Origin of the sequence: Puia dinghuensis (genome assembly GCF_014642875.1) — a bacterium.
GTDB lineage: Bacteria > Bacteroidota > Bacteroidia > Chitinophagales > Chitinophagaceae > Puia > Puia dinghuensis.
This window is the reverse complement of record NZ_BMJC01000001.1, coordinates 1198544-1222993: the sequence shown is the minus strand read 5'-3', so window position 1 is coordinate 1222993 and position 24450 is coordinate 1198544. Positions and strand designations below refer to the sequence as shown.

The 24450-nt window shown below is 53.5% G+C and carries 18 protein-coding genes; 8 read left to right on the top strand and 10 right to left on the bottom strand.

The window, feature by feature from the left end:
* The first annotated feature begins 4 nt into the window (after positions 1-4).
* Positions 5-3298, top strand: a complete 3294-nt coding sequence (locus IEY39_RS04815) for a VCBS repeat-containing protein (RefSeq protein WP_229688773.1) — start codon at positions 5-7, stop codon at positions 3296-3298.
* Between the two features lie 136 nt (positions 3299-3434).
* Here IEY39_RS04815 and IEY39_RS29715 read toward each other — a convergent pair whose 3' ends face one another.
* Genes IEY39_RS29715 through IEY39_RS04800 form a run of 3 tightly spaced genes read right to left on the bottom strand, consistent with a single transcriptional unit; the run spans position 3435 to position 10227 of the window.
* A complete protein-coding gene (locus tag IEY39_RS29715; protein ID WP_229688772.1) occupies positions 3435-6389 on the bottom strand; it encodes a family 20 glycosylhydrolase in 2955 nt (984 codons plus the stop codon).
* 59 nt (positions 6390-6448) lie between these two features.
* Positions 6449-8311: a CocE/NonD family hydrolase gene (locus tag IEY39_RS04805; RefSeq protein ID WP_188929048.1), complete on the bottom strand. Its 1863-nt coding sequence runs from the start codon at positions 8309-8311 to the stop codon at positions 6449-6451.
* 23 nt (positions 8312-8334) lie between these two features.
* Positions 8335-10227, bottom strand: a complete 1893-nt coding sequence (locus IEY39_RS04800) for a CocE/NonD family hydrolase (RefSeq protein ID WP_188929046.1) — start codon at positions 10225-10227, stop codon at positions 8335-8337.
* A 97-nt stretch (positions 10228-10324) separates the two neighbouring features.
* On the opposite strand from IEY39_RS04800, the gene IEY39_RS04795 reads away from it, so the two are divergent.
* From IEY39_RS04795 to IEY39_RS04785, 3 genes are all read left to right on the top strand, one after another.
* Positions 10325-10804, top strand: a complete 480-nt coding sequence (locus IEY39_RS04795) for a nuclear transport factor 2 family protein (RefSeq protein WP_188929045.1) — start codon at positions 10325-10327, stop codon at positions 10802-10804.
* Positions 10805-10916: 112 nt separating this feature from the next.
* Entirely contained in the window at positions 10917-11996 is a 1080-nt protein-coding gene (locus IEY39_RS04790; RefSeq protein ID WP_188929043.1) for an isoaspartyl peptidase/L-asparaginase family protein, read from the top strand.
* Positions 11986-12729 carry a copper homeostasis protein CutC gene (locus tag IEY39_RS04785; RefSeq protein WP_229688771.1) on the top strand — a complete coding sequence of 248 codons (744 nt, stop codon included), beginning with the start codon at positions 11986-11988 and terminating at the stop codon, positions 12727-12729. Before IEY39_RS04790 ends, IEY39_RS04785 begins: the two co-directional genes overlap by 11 nt.
* A gap of 39 nt (positions 12730-12768) precedes the next feature.
* On the opposite strand, the gene pyk is transcribed toward IEY39_RS04785, so the two are convergent.
* Both pyk and pfkA read right to left on the bottom strand, forming a co-directional pair.
* Complete coding sequence (pyk, locus tag IEY39_RS04780) at positions 12769-14262, bottom strand: pyruvate kinase (protein ID WP_188929041.1); 1494 nt, start codon at positions 14260-14262, stop codon at positions 12769-12771.
* 43 nt (positions 14263-14305) lie between these two features.
* The gene (gene pfkA / locus IEY39_RS04775; protein WP_188929040.1) at positions 14306-15283 is read right to left on the bottom strand and encodes a 6-phosphofructokinase; all 978 of its coding nucleotides are present in this window, start codon (positions 15281-15283) and stop codon (positions 14306-14308) included.
* Between the two features lie 151 nt (positions 15284-15434).
* On the opposite strand from pfkA, the gene IEY39_RS04770 reads away from it, so the two are divergent.
* Complete coding sequence (locus tag IEY39_RS04770; protein WP_188929038.1) at positions 15435-16352, top strand: DUF72 domain-containing protein; 918 nt, start codon at positions 15435-15437, stop codon at positions 16350-16352.
* A gap of 20 nt (positions 16353-16372) precedes the next feature.
* Here IEY39_RS04770 and IEY39_RS04765 read toward each other — a convergent pair whose 3' ends face one another.
* From IEY39_RS04765 to IEY39_RS04750, 4 genes are read right to left on the bottom strand one after another with little or no spacing between them, the layout of a single operon-like run.
* The gene (locus IEY39_RS04765; protein ID WP_188929036.1) at positions 16373-16540 is read right to left on the bottom strand and encodes a hypothetical protein; all 168 of its coding nucleotides are present in this window, start codon (positions 16538-16540) and stop codon (positions 16373-16375) included.
* A 9-nt stretch (positions 16541-16549) separates the two neighbouring features.
* Positions 16550-17002, bottom strand: a complete 453-nt coding sequence (locus IEY39_RS04760) for a DUF6934 family protein (protein WP_188929035.1) — start codon at positions 17000-17002, stop codon at positions 16550-16552.
* Between the two features lie 17 nt (positions 17003-17019).
* Positions 17020-17931: a citrulline utilization hydrolase CtlX gene (gene ctlX / locus IEY39_RS04755; protein ID WP_188929033.1), complete on the bottom strand. Its 912-nt coding sequence runs from the start codon at positions 17929-17931 to the stop codon at positions 17020-17022.
* Between the two features lie 6 nt (positions 17932-17937).
* Positions 17938-19404 (bottom strand): arginine deiminase family protein, encoded by a 1467-nt coding sequence (locus IEY39_RS04750; protein ID WP_188929031.1) that lies wholly within the window; start codon positions 19402-19404, stop codon positions 17938-17940.
* Between the two features lie 129 nt (positions 19405-19533).
* Between IEY39_RS04750 and IEY39_RS04745 the strand changes: the two genes are divergently transcribed.
* Together IEY39_RS04745 and IEY39_RS04740 are read left to right on the top strand one after the other, a co-directional pair.
* On the top strand, positions 19534-20043 hold the full coding sequence (locus tag IEY39_RS04745) for a hypothetical protein (RefSeq protein ID WP_188929029.1): 510 nt from the start codon (positions 19534-19536) through the stop codon (positions 20041-20043).
* 102 nt (positions 20044-20145) lie between these two features.
* On the top strand, positions 20146-21300 hold the full coding sequence (locus IEY39_RS04740) for an acyl-CoA dehydrogenase (RefSeq protein WP_188929027.1): 1155 nt from the start codon (positions 20146-20148) through the stop codon (positions 21298-21300).
* Here the strand turns inward: IEY39_RS04740 and IEY39_RS04735 are convergent.
* Complete coding sequence (locus IEY39_RS04735) at positions 21278-23689, bottom strand: TonB-dependent receptor (protein ID WP_188929025.1); 2412 nt, start codon at positions 23687-23689, stop codon at positions 21278-21280. The two genes, IEY39_RS04740 and IEY39_RS04735, sit on opposite strands and share 23 nt — an antisense overlap.
* Positions 23690-23774: 85 nt before the next feature.
* Between IEY39_RS04735 and IEY39_RS04730 the strand changes: the two genes are divergently transcribed.
* On the top strand, positions 23775-24428 hold the full coding sequence (locus IEY39_RS04730) for a YggS family pyridoxal phosphate-dependent enzyme (protein WP_188929023.1): 654 nt from the start codon (positions 23775-23777) through the stop codon (positions 24426-24428).
* Positions 24429-24450 lie beyond the last annotated feature (22 nt).

The window sequence follows — 24450 nt, the reverse complement described above, 5'->3', positions numbered from 1 at the left end:
TCTTATGAGCAGACCGATATATATCTTATTAGTTATCCTGGGCCTATCCTCCTGTATGGAGGATAGGTCCAGGTTGTTTACGCGACTGCCCGAGTCGCGTACGGGTGTGAATTTCCGCAACCTTCTTAAGGAGGATAACGAAGGATTCAACGTTATGGTCAACCCGTATTTCTACAACGGGGCCGGGGTTGCGGTGGGGGATATCAACAACGATGGTCTGCCCGATCTTTTCTTTACGGGCAATATGGTAAAGAACAGGTTATTCCTCAACAAAGGCAATTTTCAATTCGAAGACATCACCGAGAAAGCCGGTGTGGCCATCAAAGAAGGCTGGTGCACGGGTGTTACCATGGCCGATGTCAATGGAGATGGGCTGCTGGACATTTATGTCTGCCGGGCCGGCCTGACCAATAAGGCTTACCGGAGCAATTTGCTTTTTATCAACAACGGGAATAACACGTTTACCGAGCGGGCCGCCGAATACGGGCTCGCCGATATCGGCTATTCTACCCAGGCTTCCTTTTTCGACTATGACAAAGACGGCGATCTCGATCTGTTTGTCATAAATGAATCTTCACCCGAATATTCCCGGGGGTTGCTTGATTATTCACAGTTGCGCAATAAGCCATCCGACAGCACCTTGCGCAATCACCTCTATCGCAATGACGGGGGACATTTTACCGATGTCACCACGCAGGCGGGCATCCGATCGAATGTGCTAACCTTCAGCCTGGGAATCAGTACGGCCGATATCGACCAGGACGGCTGGCCGGATATCTATGTGGCCAACGATTTCAATGAACAGGACTACCTCTATATCAACAACCATGATGGTACCTTTACGGACAAGCTAAGCGAAAAGGTCGATCATACCTCACAGTATTCGATGGGGGTCGATGTTGCCGATCTCGATAATGACGGGCTACCCGAGATCCTCGAACTGGATATGCTGCCGCCGACCAACCACGATCTGAAGATGCATGTCGGGGGGGATAACTTCGACAAGTTTCAGTACCTGTTCAGCCAGGGATATTATTACCAGTATATGAAGAACAGCCTGCAAAAGAACAATGGGGACGGCACGTTTAGCGAGATCGGGCAGTTAGCGGGTATTGCCGCCACCGACTGGAGCTGGAGCCCGCTGATCGCCGACTTCGATAACGACGGGCGGAAGGACATCTTTATCACCAACGGGTACAAACGTGACAATACCAACATCGAGTTCGTTAAATATTCCATCGATGAGGCCATAAAGATAAAGCAGGGCGCGCCGGCTGTCGCCGTAGGCGAGTATGTGGCAAAGATGAAGGGTATCCTGTTGAATAAGTTTATGTATCACAATGAAGGTAACGACCGGTTTGTAAATAAGGCTGCGGAGTGGGGCCTGGATGATAAGACCTTTTCCAATGGCGCTGTTTATGCCGACCTCGACAATGATGGAGATCTGGATCTCATCGTCAGCAACCAGGATGAATATGCGGGCATCTATCGCAACAACAGCGAATCGCTGTTAAAGAACAATTACCTGCGCATCCAGCTGAAAGGAGATAAAGGTAATTCGTTTGGGTATGGCGCCAAGGTGTATGGTTATGGCGGCGGCCAGACCTTTTATGTGGAACAGCAACCGGTGCGGGGCTTTCAGTCCAGCCAGGACATGACGCTGCATCTCGGGCTTGGAAAGCTACAGCAGCTGGATTCACTGCGTATCATCTGGCCGGACGACCGGACTCAACTGTTGACCGGGGTTGGCGTAAACCGTTTGCTGACGCTGGCGCAGGCGGATGCGGGGGAACGGTTTAGCTATGAGCGGCCGCGGGCGAAGCCCCTCCTTGCTCCTGCCACTGGGGTGATGGACTATACGCATCATGAAGACCCCCAACGCGATTTCACCCGGCAACATATGTTGCCTCATTATTATTCGCATAACGGGCCGTGTATGGCAAAGGCGGATATCAACGGCGATGGGCTCGAAGACCTTTTTATCGGGGGCTCTAAAGGCAACCCCGGCGCCTTTTATGTCCAGACGAAAGATCACCGGTTTGTCCGCGACCGCGACCGCTCTCCGGCCGGGGCATTATTGGCCGATTCGCTGAGTGAAGATGTGGACGCCGTCTTCTTTGACGCCGATGGTGACGGTCATCCCGATCTTTACGTAGTAAGCGGGGGATATGAATATGCAGAGAATTCCCCGGCATTACAGGACCGACTCTATATCAATGACGGCACGGGCCATTTTACCCGGAAACGGGATGCCCTGCCGCCAAACACCGGCAGCAAGAGTTGTGTGCGGGTCTGCGATGTGAACAATGACGGAAAACCTGATCTTTTTGTAGGTGGCTCGGTAGTGCCCAGTGGCTATCCCCGCAGCTGTGGCAGTAGCATTTATATCAATGACGGGCATGGGCGATTCAGAGATGCGACAGATGAGTGGAACCCCGCGCTGAGGCAGTTGGGCATCGTGACCGATGCCGCCTGGATAGATGTCAACGGCGACAAGGTTAAAGATCTTGTTGTGGTAGGAGAATGGATGCCGGTGAAGGTGTTTGTCAATGAAAAGGGGCGGCTGGTCGACCGGAGCAGCGAATACATTCCTTTTGCCAGCAATGGCTGGTGGCACAAGATCTTGGTGGCCGATCTCGACGGCGACGGGTACGACGACCTGGTGCTGGGCAATTACGGCCTCAATTCCCCCCTGCATGCTTCACCGACGGAGCCCGTTGAACTGTATACCACGGATATCGACAACAATGGTATCCCGGACCCGATGATGACCTGTTATAATGATCATGTATCCTATCCTTTCTTCCCCATGGATGACATTCTTGCGCAGGTGCCTTCATTGAAAAAGAAGTTCTATGACTACGAGGTCTACGCCAGCGCTACGATCAAGGATGTGATACCGGAAGAGAAACTGCGGTCGCTGCGGCCGCTGACCGCGAATACCTTCGAAAGCTGCTGGCTTCGGAACACGGGTAAGGGCTTCGAACGAAGGGAGCTACCCATCCAGGTGCAGTATTCGCCCGTATATTCGATCGCGGCAGTTGACCTTGACCATGACGGCCATAAAGATCTGATCCTGTGCGGGAATAATATTTACAATAAGATACTTCTCGGCCGGGACGATGCGAATCATGGAGTGGTGCTGCTGAACGACGGCAAAGGCAATTTCCGTTATCTGCCACCCGCCCGATCGGGATTAACCCTCAGGGGAGATAACCGCAGCATCGAGATCATCGGCGATGACCTGCTCTTTGGGATGAATGATGCGCCTGTCAAAGTCTTTCGGCTCATGGAATGAGCCGATTGTGACCATTCAAACGCGGAGGGGGCCATTTGGCCCCCTCTTGTTTTGGGCCGTAGGGCGTTTGGGAAAAATACGCCCCGGCCCAAAACGGCTAATGATGGTCCTTCGGACAAAGGCCCTGTGGGCCTTTTTATTTGGATATTTTGAAAGTTATTGCGTAATCGCCGTGGATATTGGGCGGCGCGGAGATAATCATGTTCTTCCCTTCCTGCCGCCATTTCAATTTTTCCTTACGACCCAGGATAGTGACGTGGCTTTGGGGCCGGGCGGAGAAATTGTTGATTGTTACCTCTGCCGGCAGGACGACATCCTTTCCTTCACCGAGGAAGAAGGCATAGACGTTGCTGCTGTCCTTGGATTGGGTCAGGTAGACATTACCGGAAGACCAGGGGCTGATGGGGCGGCTGTTGTAGATGCCCTCGCCATTGATCTTCATCCAGGCGCCTATTTCCTTTAGCCGCGCATAGGCCGTATCATCCCAGTCGCCTTCCGGTGACGGGCCGACATTCAGCAGGAAATTGCCGCCGCGGGAGACGATCTTTACCAGCAGCTGTATCAGTTGGGTGGTGGGCTTATAATGATCGTGGGGGACATAACTCCAGGAATCTCCCATCGTCATGCACGTTTCCCAGGGGTCGTCCATGGGGTGTACCGGAACGCTTTGTTCGGGGGTGGTGTAGTTCTCGTATTCTCCGGGGACGCTGCGGTCGACCACGATGAGTCCCGGTTGATGGTTGCGGGCCATAGCGGCGATCTTCGGCATATCGACATCCTGGTCATAGCGGATGCCCCGTTGCCAGTCGATGCCGGGGTCGACGGTAGATAACGGTCGCACCCAGCCGCCGTCGAGCCAAAGCAGGTCCATCTTTCCATAACCCGTCATCAACTCTTGTATCTGGTTATAGGTATAGTCTTTGAATGCCTGCCAGCGTTGAGGATAACGGGCCGGGTCGTAGTTGACGTTGCGGTCTTTCGGCGGGAAATAGGGCCACCAGTAGTTTGTACTGTGCCAGTCCGGTTTGGAGAAGTAGGCGCCGATCATGAAGTTGTTTTGGCGGAAAGCGTCGAAAACTTCTTTAGCGACATTACTCTTCGGGTTGGTATGAAAAGGGGTTTGATCGGAAGTGATCTTATAGTCCGTCTGTTTGGTGTCGAACATACAGAACCCGTCGTGGTGCTTTGTGGTGAAGACGACATATTTCATACCTGCTTCTTTTGCCGCCGCGGCCCATTTCGACGGATCGAAATGGACGGGGTTGAAGGTCGTCTGCAATTTTTGATAGGCCTGCACATAATCGAAATAATTGGCGGAATAGGCGCCATGTCTTTGCTCCCAGCCTTCGTCTTCGGGGCAGATGCTCCAGCTCTCGACGACGCCCCATTGGCTATACGTTCCCCAGTGCATTAGCAGGCCGAACTTGCTGTCCTGCCATTGTGCGATCTTTTGCCGTACCAGGCTGTCGGTCGGTTTGAAATACACCTGGTAGCTGTTTGCCTTCCACAGGGCGTAACGTTTGTATTGTGTGGCGAGACGATGTTGGAAGTCCATGTAGTTGTGGCTTTCCTTCGGGCTCCACAAGACTTCACTAAGTGCGCTGAGCCGGGGGAAGATCATGTATTCCACTTTACGCGTGTTGGCCATGTATTCCGTCCAGATATTGGCCTGGGCTCCCAGTACGTATTTGGTCTCGTCGCCGGACAATTCTTTTGGCACGGGTTCATAGCTATACACCGTCTCCAGGGGCAGATAGCCGCCGATAGTGAGCGAGTCGTCGTTGTGGGTCTGGGCATGATCGAAATAGACATGATCGCCGGGCGTCATGATCACGTTGTGGTGTTGTTTTGCCGCGTCGATGCCGCCCTTCTCGCCACGCCAGCTCATGATGGTGGCGTTGGGGGCGATGCCGCCTTCGAGGATCTCGTCCCAGCCGATGACCTGGCGGCCTTTCGAGTTGAGGTATTTCTCTATCCGTTGGACAAAATAGCTTTGCAGCTCTTCTTCGTTCTTCAGACCCAGGGTCTTTATGCGGCTCTGGCATTTGGGACAGGCCTTCCAGCTATCCTTGGGACATTCGTCGCCGCCGATGTGGATATATTTTGACGGGAAGAGGGTCATGACTTCGTCGAGGACGTCCTGCAGGAAGGTAAAGACACTGTCGTTGCCGGCACAGAATACGTCTTTATGGACGCCGAAGTTGTGGGGTATCGTATACGGCCCGCCGGTGCAACCCAGGTAAGGGTAAGATGCCAGGGCGGCTGTGGCATGGCCGGGCATCTCGATCTCGGGGATGATGGTGATATAGCGCTCGGCCGCGTATTGCACCACTTCTTTTATCTGGTCTTGCGTGTAATAACCGCCGTGCCGGGTGCTGTCATCGCCCGTGCCGGGGTGATGACCGATGATGGTGCCGCTGCGCCATGCGCCCACCTCCGTGAGCAGGGGGTATTTCTTTATCTCTATGCGCCAGCCCTGGTCTTCGGTGAGATGCCAGTGGAAGTAGTTCATCTTATGCAGGGCGAGGTAATCGATGTAGCGTTTGACAAAGTCTACGGGAAAGAAGTGCCGGCCGACGTCAAGGTGAAGACCGCGGTAGGCGAAGCGGGGATAATCCTCTATCGACACGGCGGGAATGGCCAGGTTGCCGTCGGCGGAGAGCCGGATAGCCGGGCCGTTGGAGGTACTCTCGAACGGACTCACCGGCAGCAGCTGGATGAGGGTCTGCATCCCATAGAACGTGCCGGGATGCGTATCGCCTGTGATGGTGATGACGCCGGGAGTTACACTCAAGGTGTAACGGCCATCCGTTGGTTGGCCGGTGGGTTGTGTTTTGAGCAGGATATAGTTGCTGGTTGGAGCCGCGCCGGTGTGGAGCCGCAGGCCGTAGAAACGTTGGAGATAGTCGTTGAAGAAATCAACCGAGGGTTTTTCGCTTTCGTCCGCTACGATGACCGTGTGGGCGTCGATAAAGAAATGACCGTCGTGCCATTGGGTACTGACGGGTTGAGGGATGATAGCCGCAGGTTGGGCATGTACAAAGATGCCCAGGGCGAGGAGCCCGAGCATGGCCAGGATATTTTTGCTCATGCGACGAATATAAAGGAAAATTCCTTTAGCATACTTAAGCAAACGATTGCCTGGCTTCTTTATCGCAGCACCGGCAATATTATCCCTGAAGGGTGGGAAGCGTCATGATAGATGCGGATGGTTGCTTTTTGAAAATCGTTTTGTGTCGCGGTCGGGATATTGACAAAGGTCTGCGGGTTCCGGTCGACGAGGGGGAACCAGCTGCTTTGCACCTGGACCATGATGCGGTGGCCTTTTTTAAAGGTATGGGCTATCTCGTTGATGTCGAAGGCTACTTCGGTGGGTTGTCCGGGTACCAGGGGTTCGGGTTTCTCGAAGCTGTTGCGGAATTTACAGCGGAAGACCTCCGCCCGAACGAGGCGCTGGTAGCCGGTTGGCTCGGTGGTGGTTATAATGCCGTCTTCCCTAGCGGGCAGCACGTCGATCAGCTTTACGATGAGGTCGGCGTCTGTGCCTGTTGAAGAAAGGAAGATATCCGCCTTTAACCGGCCGGTGACGGTTAGCGAATCCGTCAGTGGATCGGTTTGGTAAACGAGCACATCCGATCGCTGGGCGGCAAAGCGCTGGTCGGTGACGATGTATTGATTGTCGCGGCCGCCATGGATACCGTCGATATAGGGAACGGGGTGCGCCGGGTCGCTGGTATATTCGTCGAAACTTCCCGGGGTGGGGGCTTCGCGGGACAGGCCGCCCTTATCCTGTAAGAAGAATTTCACCGGTGTGGCTTCCTTCGGCGGCCAGGTAGCATATTGTTTCCATTGGTTGGAGCCTGTTTCGAAGACGGTAGCTTCCGCCAGTGGCTGCGCCGCTGAATCTTTCAGGTAGTGGTTGAAGAATTGAGTTTCCAGCTCGTGATAGTATTCGTTGACATTCTGTTTGAAGTCAAGCGGGCCAAACCGGGTCCAGTTGCCACCGGCCCAGGCGCCGTGTGTCCAGGGGCCCATGATGAGGTGATTGTCGTTTGGGGTGGATTGCTTTTCGATGGCTTCATAGGTGCGCAGGGCGCCGAACATGTCTTCGGCGTCGAACCAGCCGCCAACAACCAGTACGGCAGGGCGGATATTCTTCAAGTGGGTGCGGATGTTACGCGCCTGCCAGTAGTCGTCATAGGTGGAGTTGCCGAGGTATTCGTTCCAGATCTTGCCCTGGTTGTTGAAATACTCCGCGTTGTTGCTGTTCTTCAGCGGACCGAGATCGAGGAAGAACTGATAGGCGTCCCGGATATCGGCACGGAAAAGGGTACGGCCGTAGTCTTTTATGGGTGTGGGCCTGGGGATGTCGAAGAAGTTGTCGAAGTCGAAGTTGTCGAGCAGGAAGAAGGCGCCGTTGTGATTGGCGTCATCGCCGATGAATTCGTCGGTGACGGGCGCCTGTGGCGAGACGGCTTTGATGGCCGGGTGGGCGTCGGGCAGTGATGCGGAGGCATAGAAGCCGGGATAGGAGATGCCCCAGAGGCCGACGCGCCCGTTGTTGTTTTGTACGTGCTTCAACAGCCAGTCCACTGTATCCCAGGTGTCGGTACTTTCATCCGTTGCTTTGGAATTTCGGGTATGGTCCTTTGCGGGTGTCATCTCCTGGAAATCGCCTTCGCTCATGTAGCGGCCGCGGACATCCTGGTAGACGAAGATATAACCGTCGCGCATCAGCCGGCCGGAAGGACCAATACCCCGCTTATAGATGGTGTCGCCATAGGGCCCGGCCGAATAGGGTGTTCGTTCCATCAGGAAGGGCCAGGGATGGCTATGGTCTTTTGGCGCATAGATGACGGTGAATAGCCGCCGCCCGTCGCGCATCGGGATGTTGACCTCGGTCTTGTCGAAATTATGTTTTACATAATCGGGATCCGGGGCTGTGGGTTTGTTGTTCTGACAGGTGCTCAGCAGAGGCAGGAGGAGCAGTGATAATAAGATAGGTTTTAGCATATGGACTATTTTAGGCGTCGTGTCTATTTCATTACGGGTAGGATGATGCGGGAGGCGTGTTCACTGTCATGGAATATGCGAATCGTCTCCTTTTGGAAATCGCTGTCGTCGGCGGTGTAAATGTCCACAAATTTTTGCGGATTCCGGTCGACCAGCGGGAACCACGTGCTCTGGATCTGGATCATTAACCGATGGCCTTTTTTAAACGTATGCGCGACATCGGGGATGGAGAATTTCACCGTCTCCACCTTGCCGGGAGTGAAGGGGACGGGTTTTTCAAAGCTTTCGCGGAAGCGGCCGCGCATTATTTCACCGTGGACAAGCATCTGGTAACCGCCCATAGGATAGGCGGCCGGGTTGTCGTGACTGCGTACCGGCAGCGGGCCGGTGGGGACATAGCTAAAGTCATCAGGGAAGACGTCGATGACCTTGACGACAAAGTCTGCATCGGTGCTGCTGAGACTTGCTTTCAGATCGGCGATGACTGGCCCTGCCAGGGTCAGGTCTTCCTGTAATACCGGTGTTTGGAAGGTGAGGACATCGGGGCGCCGGGAGGCGAAGCGCTGGTCGTCGGTCATGTATTCCCGCGTGCGGGAGAAATGTACATCTTCCGTATAGGGGACGGGATGAGCCGGGTCGCTGCCGTATTCGCTAAAGCTGTTCTTTTTCGCCGGCGCTTCCCAGGTCAGGCCGCCATCCGGTTGCAGGTAGATGGACTGCTCATGAGATGCGGCCGGGGGCCAACGATCGAATTGATGCCATGCATTTTCGCCGGTGAAGAAGACGGTGGCCGCTGACAGTTTTGGTTCGGGGCCTTTGCCTTTCAGGTAATAATTAAAGAAGGGTATCTCGATATTATTCTGGTACCAGAAAGAAGTGTTGGAGCCCCATTGTACATTACCGAGATGGGTGCCGTCATTCGATGCCCATTCACCGTGATACCAGGGGCCCATGACGAGATGGCTGTTGGTGGCGGGACTCTGCGCCTTTAATGCTTTATATACATTCCAGGCTCCGAAGCAGTCTTCCGCGTCATAAAGTCCACCGACTACCAGCATGGCCGGTTTGATATCGTACAGCGCCACCCGGGCATTGCGTGCCTGCCACCAGGCATCGCGATTGGGATGCTGATACAACTCTTTCCAAAAAGCGATGCTATCGCCTGTGAGCTTTAAAATATTTTTCATAGCGCCCGTTTCCAGGTACCATTTATAGTTGTCTTTTGTATAATAGTCGAAACCGGAGGGACCTATTGTCGTGGGATGCGGCCGGGGTTTGCCGAAAGAGGAATAGAAGTCCCATCCATCCATGACAAAGAAGGCGCCGTTGTGATGGAAGTCATCGCCCATAAACCAGTCCGTCACCGGCGCCTGGGGACTGACGGCTTTTAAGGCCGGGTGGGCGCTGGCGGAAGCCATCGTAGAATAGAAGCCCGGATAGGAGATGCCAAAGACCCCTACGCGGCCATTGTTGTGCGGTACATTTTTGACCATCCAATCGATGGCGTCATAAGTATCGCTTGGTTCGTCGACGTCGGTGGCCGACTTCTTGTCTTTTATAAATGGCCGGACGTCCACGAATTCGCCTTCACTCATCCAGCGACCGCGTACATCCTGTATTGCGATGATATACCCTTCGCGCAGATAGTAGCGGAGATAGCCCGCAGCAAAATTACGCCACCTGTCTTCCCCATAGGGCGCGCAGGAATAGGGCGTACGCGTCAGCAGGATCGGGTGTTGTTCGGTCGTATCCTTTGGGATATAGAAAGATGTGAACAGTTTTATACCGTCCCGCATCTGTATATAGCGCTCTATTTTGTAATAATTTTCCCTTATCCAGGCGCTGTCCTGTGGCGTACCCTGTGACATGGCCTCTATAGCGGCCGAAAAAAGCAGAAAAAGCAGAAGTTTTCTCATTTTATCCATTAATTTTAGTCGTGTTTTACAGGCTGACTGCCTGTATCGATGGCTAACCAATATAGTTAAATGTCTGCTACTTTGGCTCTGTTTTTTTATGAATGCTGAACAACAACTGATAACCACATTCTATGCAAATTTTCAGCAGGGCAACTGGAGAGGCATGCTGGACTGCTATCATGAGGAAGTTTTTTTTTATGATCCGGTCTTCGGCAACCTGGAGGGCTCCAAGGTCAGGGCCATGTGGGAAATGCTGTTGAGTAACGCTAAAGGTATGACGCTGGACTTTAGCAATGTCAGCGGCGGGGATGGGTATGGCTCCTGTGAATGGACTGCGACATATACTTTTCCTCCAACGGGAAGGAAAGTGATCAATAAAGGGCAGGCCTATTTCTTCATCGGCGAAGGGAAGATCGCCGAGCACCATGACGATTTCAATCTCTGGCGGTGGAGTACCCAGGCCCTCGGTCTGCAGGGGCTGTTGTTCGGATGGACATCCACGTTGCGGAATGGCATCCGTAACAAGGCGCGGCGCAACCTAGATAAATTTATCGCTGCCAAGACTACTTCTCTGTAAATTTGTGCAGTGCGGACCACGGGTCCGCAGGCCGAAGGCCCATCATAAGCCGTGCACCGGGGATGGGTTATTTTTCGGCATAAACCAGACCCGGTGCACCAACTCTGCTATTATGTCCAACCGACGGAAATTTTTACATTCTACCTTTTTAGGATCGCTTGGGATCTTTCTGACGAAGAAAGTGGCAGCGGCGCCGGGCAGCAGTGGGGCTGTCGCTACGGTGACGGGCAAGCCTGTTGTCATTTCGACCTGGGATACCGGGCTGGCGGCCAATAAGGGCGCATGGGAAGTGCTAAGCAGTAAAGGCACGGCGCTGGATGCGGTGGAAGCCGGGGTGAGGGTGACGGAGTCTTCGGTCAATTGCTGTGTGGGGCTTGGCGCCAACCCCGACAGGGATGGCTTTGTGACCCTGGACGCCAGCATCATGGACCATCAGTTCAATTGCGGCAGTGTCGCCTTTCTCGAACGGATAAAGCATCCTATCTCCGTTGCACGCCGGGTGATGGAGAGGACGCCTCATGTCATACTGGTCGGTGTAGGGGCCCAGGAATTTGCGGTAGCGCAGGGGTTTCCGCTGGAAGACGGCAAGCTATCCGATGATGCCCGAAAAGAATATGATAAATGGTTGAAGAAGTCGGAATATAAGCCGGTGATCAATATTGAAAATACAAAGGGTAGCAGTGCTGCCGGCGGCGTGGCGGGCGAGTATGCTGTTGGGGCCGCCGCCCCTGCGCGGCTGCCCAACGGGGAGTGGAATCACGACACCATCGGGATGGTGGCGATGGATGCCCGGGGTGATCTCAGCGGGAGTTGTACCACCAGCGGCATGGGCTTTAAGATGCGGGGGAGGGTAGGGGATTCCCCTATAATCGGGGCCGGGCTTTATGTCGACAACGAGGTCGGCGCGGTGGCGGCCACTGGACAGGGTGAAGATGTGATCCGCATCTGCGGCAGCCATACCGTCGTAGAATTCATGCGCCATGGCTTTTCGCCCGAAGAGGCCTGCAAGGCGGTGGTGGAGCGGATCGTCCGCATCAAAAAAGAAAAATCAGCGGACATCCAGGTTGCTTTCATCGCGCTGAACAAGAAAGGGGAGACAGGGGCCTATGCCATACATCCCGGGTTCTCCTATGCGATAAAGAACGACAACGAAGAGAGAATGGTGGTTGCAAAAAGCTATTTTGAAAAGTAATATGGACTACCTGCTTGAAATATGCGCCTTTAACCTGCCTTCTGCGATGATAGCACAACAGGCGGGGGCCGATCGGATAGAGCTTTGCGCCTCCCCCGAAGAAGGCGGCGTCACCCCTTCTCCAGGCGTCATCAGGTTGGCGCGTGAGAAGCTGCGTATAGCGCTTTATCCCATCATCCGGCCGAGGGGAGGGGATTTCCTGTACTCGGAGGAAGAGTTTCGGGTGATGCTTAGAGATATCGAGTATTGTAAACAGGTGGGATGCAACGGCGTCGTCATCGGAATGCTGAGCCCAGACGGTTCGGTAGATCAGGCGCGTTGCGCCCGGCTGGTGGAGACCGCCTATCCGCTGGGGGTCACCTTTCATCGTGCCTTTGACTGGGCGGCCAATCCATTTGAAGCGTTGGAGACGATCATTCAGATGGGGTGCGAACGGATACTTACCTCGGGTCAGCGGCCGACGGCTGATGAAGGCGCCGGCCTTATCGATCAATTAGTGAGGGAAGCGGACGATCGTATCGTGATCATGCCCGGCTCAGGGGTAAGGTCTGCCAATATCGTCGCGCTGGCGGAAAAGACCGGTGCTTCTGAATTCCATACGTCGGCGCGTTTGTGGCAGGCGAGCTCCATGGAGTATGTCAATGCCTGTATGAAAGAAGCCCAGGATATGGTGATGGCGGGAGAGGAAGAGATAAGAAAAATAAAAGAGCGGCTACTCTCGCTGGAAAGTTAGCCGCTCAGGCGCTTAAGTATCGTGTCGGGCAGGGCCCTGTTATTTCAGCTTGGTGATCTTCAGCATATTGGTCGGCAGGTGCTCTTCGATGGGGAGACTGCCGGTGTTGACGACCACATCCCCTGGTTTGACAAACCCGCGTTCTTTCAGAATTGTATGCTGGTCGTGGATGATGTCGTCCACGCTGACCTCTTCGTCGTAGTGGAAGGCGCGTACCCCCCAGCTGAGACTCAATTGATTGATCAGGCTTTTTTCCTTTGAGAAGATATATAGCGGCGATTTCGGCCGATAGCTGGAAAGGATGAAGGCCGTATATCCGCTTTGCGTCATCCCGACGAGGGCATCGGCGTTTGCATCTTTTGCCAGTTTACAGGCGTTATAACAGATGGCATCGCTGAGGAACGAAGGTGAGTGCGGCTGGGGGGCCAGGTCGTCCTCGCGGTTGTAACGATATTCCGTCCTTTCCACTTCGAGGATGATCTTGCGCATGGTCTCCACGACGAGGGCGGGATGCTGACCGGTAGCTGTCTCGGCGCTGAGCATGACCGCGTCGGCGCCTTCGAGTACGGCGTTGGCGACGTCGGTGATCTCGCTACGGTTGGGTTTTACCCGGTCGATCATGCTTTCCATCATCTGGGTAGCGACGATGACGGGCTTGGCGCGGTGGATACATTTTCTGATAATCTCGCGTTGTGCCATGGGAACCTTTTCGACGGGCAGTTCGACGCCGAGGTCGCCGCGGGCCACCATGACCCCGTCGGATTCAAGGATGATGTTGCGCAGGTCTTCCATGGCCGAAGGCATCTCGATCTTCGCGATGACCTTGCCCTGGCTTTTCCTTTCGGCGAGCCGGCGTTTGAGATCGATGATATCTTCCACCTTGCGGACAAAGGACAGCGCTACCCAGTCTGCTTTTTGATCGATGATAAAGTCCAGGTCGATCAGGTCTTTTTCAGTGAGGGCCGGTAAAGATATCTTTGTATCGGGCAGGTTAACGCCCTTTTTCGGCAGCAGAACCCCGCCATAGGTGACGGCCACCTTTACATCGCCATCGGCGGCGACGTTGACGACGACTACTTCGAGTTTGCCATCATCGATGAGTATCTTGTTGCCCACCTGTACGTCGTGGTGTAGATTGGGATAGGAGACATAGATCTTTTCCTTTGTTCCGACCACCTTTTCCCGGGACGTAAAAGTCAGGATGTCGCCGGGGGCGATGGTGAGACTACCGTCTTTAATATCGCCTACCCGTAATTTAGGGCCTTGCAAATCGGCCAGAATAGAAATATTATAGGGCTCGGAGATGTTGATATTGCGGATGTGTTCAATGATCTTAGCCTTATCCTCGTGCGTACCGTGAGAGAAGTTGAGCCGGAATACGTTAACCCCGGCCTTTACCAGGTCGAGCAATTTGTCATAGGTGTCACAGGCAGGGCCTACGGTAGCGACGATCTTCGTTTTATGAAAAGTGTGCTGCAGACCTGCTTCTTTATCCATATCCTGGTACAGGTACTTCGATAAATGTTTTGACATTGACGGGGATTTTTTAAGTTTGGGACGAGGCCCTTCCAGGGCCTCAGGATGCTAATATTTTTACGATCTTCAGCCAGTCGTCGCTGATCTTTTGTTTTGCTTTTACGGCTTTTTCGAGGGGGGTATAGTGCATCTTGTTGTTGACGATGCCGATCATCACGTTGTGCCGGCCTTCGATGAGGCTTTCCACGGCTGAATAGCCCATGCGGCTGGCGATGAGCCGGTCCATACAGGTGGGAGCGCCGCCGCGTTGGATATGACCCAGGACACAAACCCGGGTGTCGGCGGAAGGGATACGTTCTTTGATGATGTCGGCCACGTCTTCGGCCCCTCTGTCACCTTCTGCTACGACAATGATATTGACCAGTTTGCGCCGTCTTTCTTTTTCAAGCAGGCCGTTTACCAGCTCTTCGATGTCCGTCTTGCGTTCGGGAATGAGGATGTTCTCGGCCCCGGTGGCGATGCCGCTGTGCAAGGCGATGTAGCCGGCGTCCCTTCCCATGACCTCGATGATAAAAAGGCGGTCGTGGGCATCCGCCGTATCCCTGATCTTGTCGATAGCCTCAACCGCTGTGTTGACAGCTGTGTCAAAGCCAATTGTGAAGTCCGTACCGGCTATATCTTTATCGATCGTGCCGGGGAGGCCGATACAGGGGATATCGAACTCTTCACTTAGCTTGTGGGCGCCGCGAAAAGAGCCATCGCCGCCAATGATCACCAGTCCGTTGATGCCCAATTTCTTGAGATTGCCATAGGCCTTTTTCCGGCCCTCGTATTCGAAGAATTCCTTACAGCGGGCGGTTTTGAGGATGGTGCCGCCCCGCTGGATGATATTTGCAACACTCCGGGAGTGCATAGGAACAATATCGTTATCGATCATTCCACTGTAACCACGCATGATACCAAATACCTCCATACCATTATAAATACCGGTACGAACAACGGCACGGATGGCTGCATTCATTCCCGGGGCATCACCGCCGGAAGTGAGTACGCCTATTTTTGTGACTTTGCTTTCCATCTTGGAAATCAGTTCTTAGTTTTGAAATTTAAAAAAGCTTTAACCAATGACAGGATTTGTTGAAAAATTTCTACCTTAAGGCCTTAAGCCAATCGAAGTCCCAAAAGTAAGGAATTGACGTTGAATCACAAGCAACAACCGAAAAGGTTCTATGGAATTTGGTAAAGTACAATATATAGATAATATAGACTTCTCGTTGCCGCCTGATGATCCGGTGACTGACCGGCTCTGGCAGCGGCTGGCGCCGGCCATGAAAGAGCCTTTACGGGTACATGTCGGCGGCACCGAGTGGGGGCGTAGCAGTTGGGTCGGTAGAGTATACCCCCGGGGGGCAAAGTCAAAAGACTTTTTAGCTTTTTACGCAAAACAATTCAACACGGTAGAGCTCAATACGCTTTATTACGGACTGCAGCCGCCGTCCGTCCTGCAACGTTGGGCATCGATGGCGGGTGAGGGATTTCGGTTTTGTCCGAAGTTTTTGGAGACGATCAGTCACAAACAGCAATTGGTGAATGCTTCCAGGGACACGGGCTTGTTTATCGAAGCCGTGCGTCATTTTGGCCCGAGGCTGGGGCCTTCCTTTCTGCAATTGTCGGAGGGCTTTGGTCCCGACCGGGTGGGTGTGTTGGAAAATTATGTGCGCGCTTTGCCAGGCGGTTTTCGGGTTTGTGTCGAGTTGCGGCATCCCGCCTGGTTTGGCGCCGGCGTATCTTCCAACATGTGGAGCCTGTTGCAAGAGTTGGGCATCGGCACGGTGATCACCGATGTAGCGGGCAGAAGGGATGTGTTGCATATGCGGCTGACGGCGCCCATCGCCTTTATCCGTTTTGTCACCAACGGCCTTCACACGAAGGACTTTCAGCGGGCCGATGCCTGGGCGGAAAGGATAAGAACCTGGGCCGGCAAAGGATTACGGGAACTCTACTTTTTTGTCCATAGTCCCGATGAACAGACTTCTCCGGAGATGATGGCGTATGTGATCGGGCGGTTCAATGAACGGTTGGATGCGGGGTTGCGGCCTCCCAATCTCGCCAATGGGGGACAGGCGGAGACACTTTCTTTGTTTTGATGTGGTGTGATAGAAAGCAACTAGCGGTCCATGAATTTTGTCCTGCTGAGGATATCCCTGGCTTTTTCAAGTTTCTCCGGCATGGGATTTTCTTCGGCCGGGAAGAACTCATGAGTAACCACAACTACCGGCGGCAGCTTTTTTTTACGCTTCCGCGTGCTTGCCGCATGTTTTTTAATGGGTGGCATATTCCAAAGTTAATGAATTCTTTTAATAAGAAAGCCATAGAATTTGATGTGGGCTTTGGGCTCGAACGGCAATTCGATAAAATCCTCACCTTCCTGTATCAGAACCTTGATAACAAATTCTTTACTAAACGTTGCATGATATGTCCGAAGAATTCTTGTGTAAAGTTTGGTTCTTTCCTGAGTGCTGCCACTAAAGAAGATTTCTGCATCCGGAAACCGGGATGTAAAATCGATAAGGATTTGAATTGTCGTAGTCAACACCCTTACGATATCTCCATTGTTGGAATTGGCCTTGTCATCTATGGATCCATCTGGCATAAGGTCGCCAAACCCCATGTTCACAATGTTTCGTATGCCAGTGTGAGTAAAAATCACTTGTTTGACAATTCTTTTTTTGCCAATGCTGATAAAAGTGTATTTACTGCCTTGAGTACGATCGTATGAGTAAATATTATCTTTCATGGGGTCGAATTGGTGAGTTAGATCGGGGGTAGATGGATCTCGGCCAGCATACAGCGGGCGCTGCCGCCGCCATTGGTCTCGATGGTCGTCAGGGGCGAATGCAGGATGCGGTTGAAGGTTTCGAGCTGCTTAATTTGTTGCGGGGTGAGCGACTCAAAGGCCTGGGATGACATGACCAGTAGTTTTTCGCCGTTAGTGTTCTCCACCTGCAACATATTGCCTGCAAAGTGATTCATCTGCTGAAGGGTGATCGGGATGATCGCCTTGCCGGAGGTGCGGATGGTGGCGGCCAGGTGTTCGCGTTCGGCTGCGACTGGCAGGGCGTCGAGGCATACGACAACAAAGGCATCGCCGACGCACATCATTACATTGGTGTGATAGATCAACTGCTGGCTGGCATCATTTGCTGTGAAGGTTACCGGGGTATAACCCATTTTTTGGCACCAATCCTGAAGGACGGCGAGGTTTGTCCGGGGTGAATGGCAAGCATAGGCTATTTTGTTATCGCGATCGAGAACCATGCTTCCGGTACCTTCCAGGAACAGGCCCTCTTCTTCATAGGTGCTGAAGTCGAGCGTAGCATCGATCCTGAACTTTTGGCCGACGGTCTGCATTATGCCGGGCTTGCGTTCGAGCCGGCGGTTCACCGCATACATGGGATAGAGACAGACGATGGCATCCTGGTGGAAAGAGACCCAGTTGTTGGGAAAGATGGAGTCAGGTGTATGCGGTTGGGGGGTGTCATCGATAACCGTGACATCGACCCCGTTGTCACGCAGCAGCCGGACAAGGCCTTCAAATTCGGTCAGCGCTTTTTGTTGCGCATCCCTGTCGGCGCCTGCTACCTGGAAAGCGTTGTTGACGGCCGTCTCCGCGTTGAAAGTAAAGCTGACGGGCCGTATCATCAATAAGTGGGAAGTGGTTTGCATAGTGGGTCAAATTATCAGGTCGTCCCGGTGCAGGGGCATGCTCATACAATGGAAGCCGCCGCGGGCGCGGGACAGTTCGGCGGAAGGCATCAGGATCAGGGTATTTTCTATTTGTTCAGCATCGATCTCGCCCTTTTCCATCCGGGTGATGAGGTCTTCCGCATGGACGACGTCGAATCCGTTGGCTTTGAAGGCTTCCACGGTTTTGTCGTTACGGTCATAACCGAGCACTACTCCTTCTTTCAGGGCAAGCAGATTACAGGAATCCGTCCATTGCTCCCGGGCATCGAAAGGGAATTCGTTGTTGCCGGAGTAGATGAACTGCACTTTCTCGGTACATTCCAGGTCATTCTTGCTGATGTCGGTGAGCAGGTCTTCCAAATTCTCGTAATACTCTGGATTGCCCGGGTCTTTCTTCCTGAACTGAATGATCTTTAATTTGTCTTCTTTCTTGCCGTTGTCGAGGATGCGTGAGATATCATCTTCGTCTTCGCGCAGCATCGTTTTCCGGGAAAAGGAACCAAGCAGTATCCATACATTCCTTTTTACCTGGGTAAAGATGGTGTCGATGTGCATGTAGTCCCGTTTCTTTGGGATGCGGATGATGGTGATCTTTTTGACCACGTTCTTTTCGAACAGGATGCGGATGGCCTGGTGTGCGGCTTCGAGGGAGGTGCGTTCGCTGACGCCGATGAGCAGGTGATCTTTAGAGACGACCATCACATCACCTCCTTCGAGGGTGACCTTGCGATCGTCGCCTTCGCGCGGCAGCAGGAAGTGATGGTGGGTGTCGGAAAGTTCAATGACGTTGTCCTGGTATTCTGCAAAGAGCGGGTGGTTGAAGAAGATGTATTTTGCCAGCAGCGCTTCCCGCATCCGGGCTTTTTTGGCGGGTTTGTTCAGCAATACATAGTTGTTGATGACGATGCCGATGTCCCGGGTAAAAATAAAATTCGGGATGGGAGCAAACAGCAGGTGGTCGTCATTGGTCGCACCGCTGATAAACGTTTTAGCCAGTTGTACGGGGTCCAGCTCCTGGAGGTCTTGTTGGGTCTCATAGGAGCAGGCTTCGATGGCGCAGACGGATGCCACCAATGTCAGTTTTATCGAATGGTCCATGAGGATGTCGGCCAGCAGCCACTGCAATTCCACAACCTTGTCGCTGCGGAAGAAGTGGTCATGACCGGGTTTATAGAAGGCGCGCCGGTTCTTCTCATCGTCGATCTCCGCCAGGCGGCCGCGGATCATGGCCGGGTCGAGGAAGTAAAGCAGGATCTTGGTATAAAAATCATACTCCTTCCGGCGGATGGTATCCAGGTGGACGATATCTTCGAAGAGCCAGTCCTGGGCTTTGGAGGGTACAACTTTACCCAGGCCGCTGTCAGGACTATGTACCAGCACCCGGCGCAGCTTCCCCACCTCGGAAGAGACCGAGACGGCTATTTTAGCTTTTTGAGTAAAATTTTTAGACATATGGCAAATTAGGTTTTTTTTAGCGGACGGCGATTCGGGGGCGGGTGGCATGGGTTCCGCCCGGCGGCGTAAATTCCAAAAACGCCATGCCGGGCGGAACAATTTCCGTAGGTTTGGCAAAAATTCCGGATGCAACAAATCACCGATCAGACGATCGACCTTATCAATGACCGGATCCAGCATATGGACGAAAACCAGATCGGGAAGGTGTGGGATTCGTTCGCCAGGGAACAGCCTGCCCTGGTGGGTTATGTGCTGGGTGAAAGCCGGGAACTGGAAATGCCCGATGCGCGCGAGGATGTTGCTTACGTCCTCACCATTATCCTGCTTAGCTTCCGGGAGTTTCGTCCCGGTATCCCTGCCATCACCGAACAGGAATTCGAGAAAACCTTCAACGACGAGTTCGACACGATGGAGACCATCTTCCAGGATGGGTTTGACGAGGCGGATGCGATGGCCGTCATCGAATCCTTTTGCCAGCCCGATCTGCTGCAGTTTGCCGCCGCCACCATCTATAGCGATGGCGGTGAGGAAGAGGAAGCCAGCAATTTCACCGAAGAAGAAGCCGGACTTTTCATCGTTATTTTCAAGACCGCCATTGCCCTGCTCCACAAAAAGGCGGATAAAATATTGGGTTAGGCTACCTTTCCACAAGCCTTTCTGCGAAAATACTAACTATCGTTAGTTTGTTAAACAACTTTCTATTATTTTTGGGGCAATAAAATCAAATTATTAGCCCACATGCATTTTCAATTGTCGGAAGAACACCTGATGATCCAGAAGGCTGCCCGTGACTTTGCCCGCACCGAATGCCTCCCGGGCGTGATAGAAAGGGACGAACACCAAAAATTTCCAAAGGAACAGGTCATTAAGCTTGCTGACCTCGGATTCATGGGGATGATGGTTGACCCCGCCTATGGCGGCTCGGGGATGGATACGGTGAGCTATGTTCTGGCCATGGAAGAGATCAGCAAGATCGACGCCAGCACCAGCGTGTGTATGAGTGTCAATAACAGTCTTGTCTGCTGGGGGCTTGACACCTATGGCACGAAGGCGCAGAAGCACAACTACCTGACCCCTCTTGCCCAGGGCAAGAAGGATGGCCAACTCTACATCGGCGCTTTTCTTTTAAGTGAGCCCGAGGCGGGGAGCGATGCCACGTCGCAACGCACTACTGCCGAAGATAAGGGTGACTATTATTTGCTGAATGGTACGAAGAACTGGATCACGAATGGGAATTCCGCTTCCGTCTACCTGGTGATGGCGCAGACCGATGCTTCCAAGGGTAGCCGCGGGATCAATGCATTGATCGTCGAAAAGAACTGGCCCGGGGTTGTCGTCGGTGCAAAAGAGAACAAGCTGGGCATCCGGGGCAGCGATACACATAGCATACTATTCAATGACGTCCGGGTGCCAAAGGAGAACCGTATCGGCGAGGATGGGTTTGGCTTCACCTTTGCGATGAAGGTGCTGGCCGGCGGGCGCATCGGCATCGCCTCGCAGGCCCTGGGTATTGCCAGCGGCGCTTATGAATTAGCACTGGCCTACTCGAAAGAACGCAAGGCCTTTGGGAAAGAGATAGCCCAGCACCAGGCCATCCAGTTCAAGCTGGCGGATATGGCCACCCGTATCGAGGCGGCGAGGCTGCTCTGTATGCGGGCTGCGTGGGAGAAAGACCAGCACCTGGATTATTCTCTCAGCTCGTCCATGGCCAAGGTTTTTGCTTCAGAGACAGCGATGTGGACGACGACGGAGGCCGTGCAGATCCATGGCGGATATGGGTATGTGAAGGAATACCACGTTGAAAGGCTGATGCGGGATGCAAAGATCACGCAGATCTATGAAGGCACCAGCGAAGTGCAGCGTATCGTGATCAGCCGTTCGATTCTAAAGTAGCCTTGTGGCGTTCGCCATTCAGCTCTTTCCCGAAAGAAAACATAAAGCTCACCTTTAGCACCCGCGTCTCCGGTTTGGTGATGGCGTCCTGGAAGAAGACGCCCGACGAATACGTGTCGATGCGGCTGCGCTGCGTATTGAAGATATCCGACAGGCTGAGCACGAGCGTGCCGGCGTTGTGTCGGAGGAATTCCCGTTTGACGGCTGCGTCCATGCCACCGGAGGCGAGCACCTTGCCCTGCGCGATCACGTTGGCGGCATTGTAGTTGCCTGTCAGCTGCAGTGTATAGAGCCGAAACAGCTTCATGTCGGAGTTGAGCTTGGCAAACCAGCTGAAACCGGAGTTGGAAAGTCCCTGGGACAGGTTGTCCGCATTGATATCGGTTTCGAAGAGGTTGAAGTTGGTCGTCGTATTCCACCATTTGGTTATGGGTATCCTCGCAATGACCTCCGCCCCATAGGTGTTGCTGTAGTTGCCGTTCTCATAGGTGCTGAGCAGGGTATCGTTCGATGTGGATGATATGGGCTTGTTGTAGGCCATCATCGGGTCGAGTGTGTTCTTTACGTATAGGGTGGTGTTGAGCCCGATGGAGGACAACTGTGTATTATATGCCAGCTCGAAGAGGTTCGTATTCTCCGGCCTGATATTGGGATTACCTGCCTGGGGATTCAGCGGGTTGGAATAATTTATTCGCGGGGTGATCTGCCACCACTGCGGGCGGTTGACACGGCGCGAAAAGTTGAGATGCAGATCGTTGTTGTCGTCGAATTTCTCGGTCAGATACACGCTGGGATACAGGCCATTCTGGTGGTAGCCGAAGCTGGTGTTGTTGTCGAGCAGGTGGCCCGTATAATCGTATTTCTCGAAACGCAGGCCGGCCATATAGCTGAATGCGCCCAGCTGTTGGCTAAAGCTGGTATAGGCCGCATAGGTATTGTTGTCGTAGCTGTAGTTGTAGCTGGCGTTGGGGTTGATGACATAACGTTGGGCACTATCATCCTCGAAATCCTGGAAGCTGCGGCTGCCATGGAGTATCGTCTTTACGCCGGCCTCGAGTTTTGCTTTTCCGTCCTGCAGGGGGTCGGTATAATCGGATTGGAGGGTAAGGTTGTGGGCACTGCCGAAGCCCCGGTATTGCTGGAGATAGGGGTTGCCGAGGGCTGCACCGCCTTTATCCAGGTATTGAAAGGAATAATTGCCGTGGTCGTTGCCGTGATATGTTTCGAGGGCTGCGCTGGCCGTCAGTTTCTCGCCTGATTTGTCGAACGTATGTGCGTAGTCGAAGTTGCTGTGGGTGAAGACGAAGCGATCGGCGTTGTAGGTACCGCGGGAACCTATAGTGTCGAGCACACCTCCTTTGCCCAGGTAATCGGTGGTCTGTGAGCCACCGGTGGGGTGATAGCCGAACCCGACATGACCGGACAGGCTGAAAGTATTGTGTGCGTCCATGTTATAATCCACGCCCAGCCGCAGGCTCTGGAAGGGCCCGATGGTCACGGAATGACCGTGCTGCACCGCCGTTGTATTGGAAAGGAGATCGTGGTATGTGGTCGTGGTATTGGCCAGCGACCGGTGGCCGTGCGCCATTCCGTTGAACGTGAAATTCCATTTGTGTTTGTAGACGCTGAGGTTGGCGAAGCCATAGGTCTCGCCGAGCGTGCTGCCGACACCGGTTAACGAACCGTTCATACCGGGCTTACGGTTGCGTTTCATCACGATATTGACGATGCCATGGTTGCCTTGCGCATCATATTTAGCAGAGGGGTTGGGCATCACCTCGATGCTCTGGATCTGATCTGCGGGGATCTGGTCGAGGGTAAGCTGGGTTTGCTTGCCATCCAGCAGGATGGTTGGCGACCCGTTGCGGAGCGTGACATTTCCCGTTGCGTCGACGTTGAGTGTGGGTACCTGCCGCAGGGCATCCTGTGCTGTACCGCCCTTGCTGGCCAGGCTCTGATCGACATTAAATACTTTTTTATCTATCTCGGTGCGGAATACGGGCCGTTGCGCTACCACCGCCACCTCTTGCATCTGGGCAGCGACAGGCTTCAACCGGATGGTGCCGGTATTCAAAGGCGTACCGGCTGTACGATGACCGCCGGGGATGGGCCGGTAAATAGGCTGGTAACCGACGACGGTGATCTGTAGGATATAGGGATCTTCCGGCAGGTTCTTTAACGTAAAATCCCCGTCGGGCTGGCTGATGACCTGCGCGGCTACGGAAGAGTCTTTTCGAAGCAGAACGATCGTGGCCGATTGAATGGGTTGTTTGGTGTCGCCATCGATCACCTTACCGGTGAGAGTGGAAAGACTATGTTGTTGTGGCCTGACCTGGGCGACGGCGAAGAATGGAAAAAAGATGAGCAGGGTAGATATGTAGTGTTTCACGCGACAAAATTAAATCGATTTAGCAAGAAGGCGAACGGCAGCTATTACCGCTCGTGTAGGTATCTTCGCGTTAAACCTATTTAACATGTCGATAAACAGGGAGGCCTATTGGGAGATACGGAAGGAATTGGGTGTGGAAATCACGCTGGTAGCGGTTTCGAAGACAAAACCCGTTTCAACTATTTTAGCACTTTATAGCGAAGGGCAAAGAGATTTTGGTGAGAACTATGTACAGGAGCTGACGGAGAAGCAACAACAACTGCCGGCCGACGTCCGCTGGCATTTTATCGGTCACCTTCAGTCCAACAAGGTGAAGTATATTATTTCTTTTGTCTATCTGATCCATGGAGTAGACAGCCTCCGGTTGTTGAAAGAGATCGACCGCCAGGCCGCCAAAGCGGGGAGGGTAGTGGATGTGCTGTTACAGGTGCATATTGCCCGGGAGGAAACGAAGTATGGATTCGATGCCGGAGAATTGGAGCAGGTGATGGAGACCGTGCGGGGCGCGGCGGATGAGTGGGCGCATGTCCGCATCCGGGGATTGATGGGGATGGCTTCCAATACGGATGATGTCTCCGCCGTGAGTGCCGAGTTCAGGGGGCTAAAAGTTTTGCTCGACCGGTGGTTCCCGGCGGACGGCATCCTTTCCATGGGGATGAGTGGGGACTATCAATTGGCTGTAAAAGAAGGCAGTACGATGGTGAGGATCGGGAGTCTGCTGTTTGGGAGCCGCGGCTAACGCTTTGGCAGGGTCGGCGGGA

What these genes read in the sequence shown, in the direction of transcription:
- IEY39_RS04815 (WP_229688773.1), top strand. Translation starts at nt 5, where the DNA reads ATGAGCAGACCGATATATATCTTATTAGTTATCCTGGGCCTATCCTCC.
- IEY39_RS29715 (WP_229688772.1), bottom strand. Translation starts at nt 6,389, where the DNA reads ATGAGCAAAAATATCCTGGCCATGCTCGGGCTCCTCGCCCTGGGCATC.
- IEY39_RS04805 (WP_188929048.1), bottom strand. Translation starts at nt 8,311, where the DNA reads ATGCTAAAACCTATCTTATTATCACTGCTCCTCCTGCCTCTGCTGAGC.
- IEY39_RS04800 (WP_188929046.1), bottom strand. Translation starts at nt 10,227, where the DNA reads ATGAGAAAACTTCTGCTTTTTCTGCTTTTTTCGGCCGCTATAGAGGCC.
- IEY39_RS04795 (WP_188929045.1), top strand. Translation starts at nt 10,325, where the DNA reads ATGAATGCTGAACAACAACTGATAACCACATTCTATGCAAATTTTCAG.
- IEY39_RS04790 (WP_188929043.1), top strand. Translation starts at nt 10,917, where the DNA reads ATGTCCAACCGACGGAAATTTTTACATTCTACCTTTTTAGGATCGCTT.
- pyk (WP_188929041.1), bottom strand. Translation starts at nt 14,262, where the DNA reads ATGTCAAAACATTTATCGAAGTACCTGTACCAGGATATGGATAAAGAA.
- pfkA (WP_188929040.1), bottom strand. Translation starts at nt 15,283, where the DNA reads ATGGAAAGCAAAGTCACAAAAATAGGCGTACTCACTTCCGGCGGTGAT.
- IEY39_RS04770 (WP_188929038.1), top strand. Translation starts at nt 15,435, where the DNA reads ATGGAATTTGGTAAAGTACAATATATAGATAATATAGACTTCTCGTTG.
- IEY39_RS04765 (WP_188929036.1), bottom strand. Translation starts at nt 16,540, where the DNA reads ATGCCACCCATTAAAAAACATGCGGCAAGCACGCGGAAGCGTAAAAAA.
- IEY39_RS04760 (WP_188929035.1), bottom strand. Translation starts at nt 17,002, where the DNA reads ATGAAAGATAATATTTACTCATACGATCGTACTCAAGGCAGTAAATAC.
- ctlX (WP_188929033.1), bottom strand. Translation starts at nt 17,931, where the DNA reads ATGCAAACCACTTCCCACTTATTGATGATACGGCCCGTCAGCTTTACT.
- IEY39_RS04750 (WP_188929031.1), bottom strand. Translation starts at nt 19,404, where the DNA reads ATGTCTAAAAATTTTACTCAAAAAGCTAAAATAGCCGTCTCGGTCTCT.
- IEY39_RS04745 (WP_188929029.1), top strand. Translation starts at nt 19,534, where the DNA reads ATGCAACAAATCACCGATCAGACGATCGACCTTATCAATGACCGGATC.
- IEY39_RS04740 (WP_188929027.1), top strand. Translation starts at nt 20,146, where the DNA reads ATGCATTTTCAATTGTCGGAAGAACACCTGATGATCCAGAAGGCTGCC.
- IEY39_RS04730 (WP_188929023.1), top strand. Translation starts at nt 23,775, where the DNA reads ATGTCGATAAACAGGGAGGCCTATTGGGAGATACGGAAGGAATTGGGT.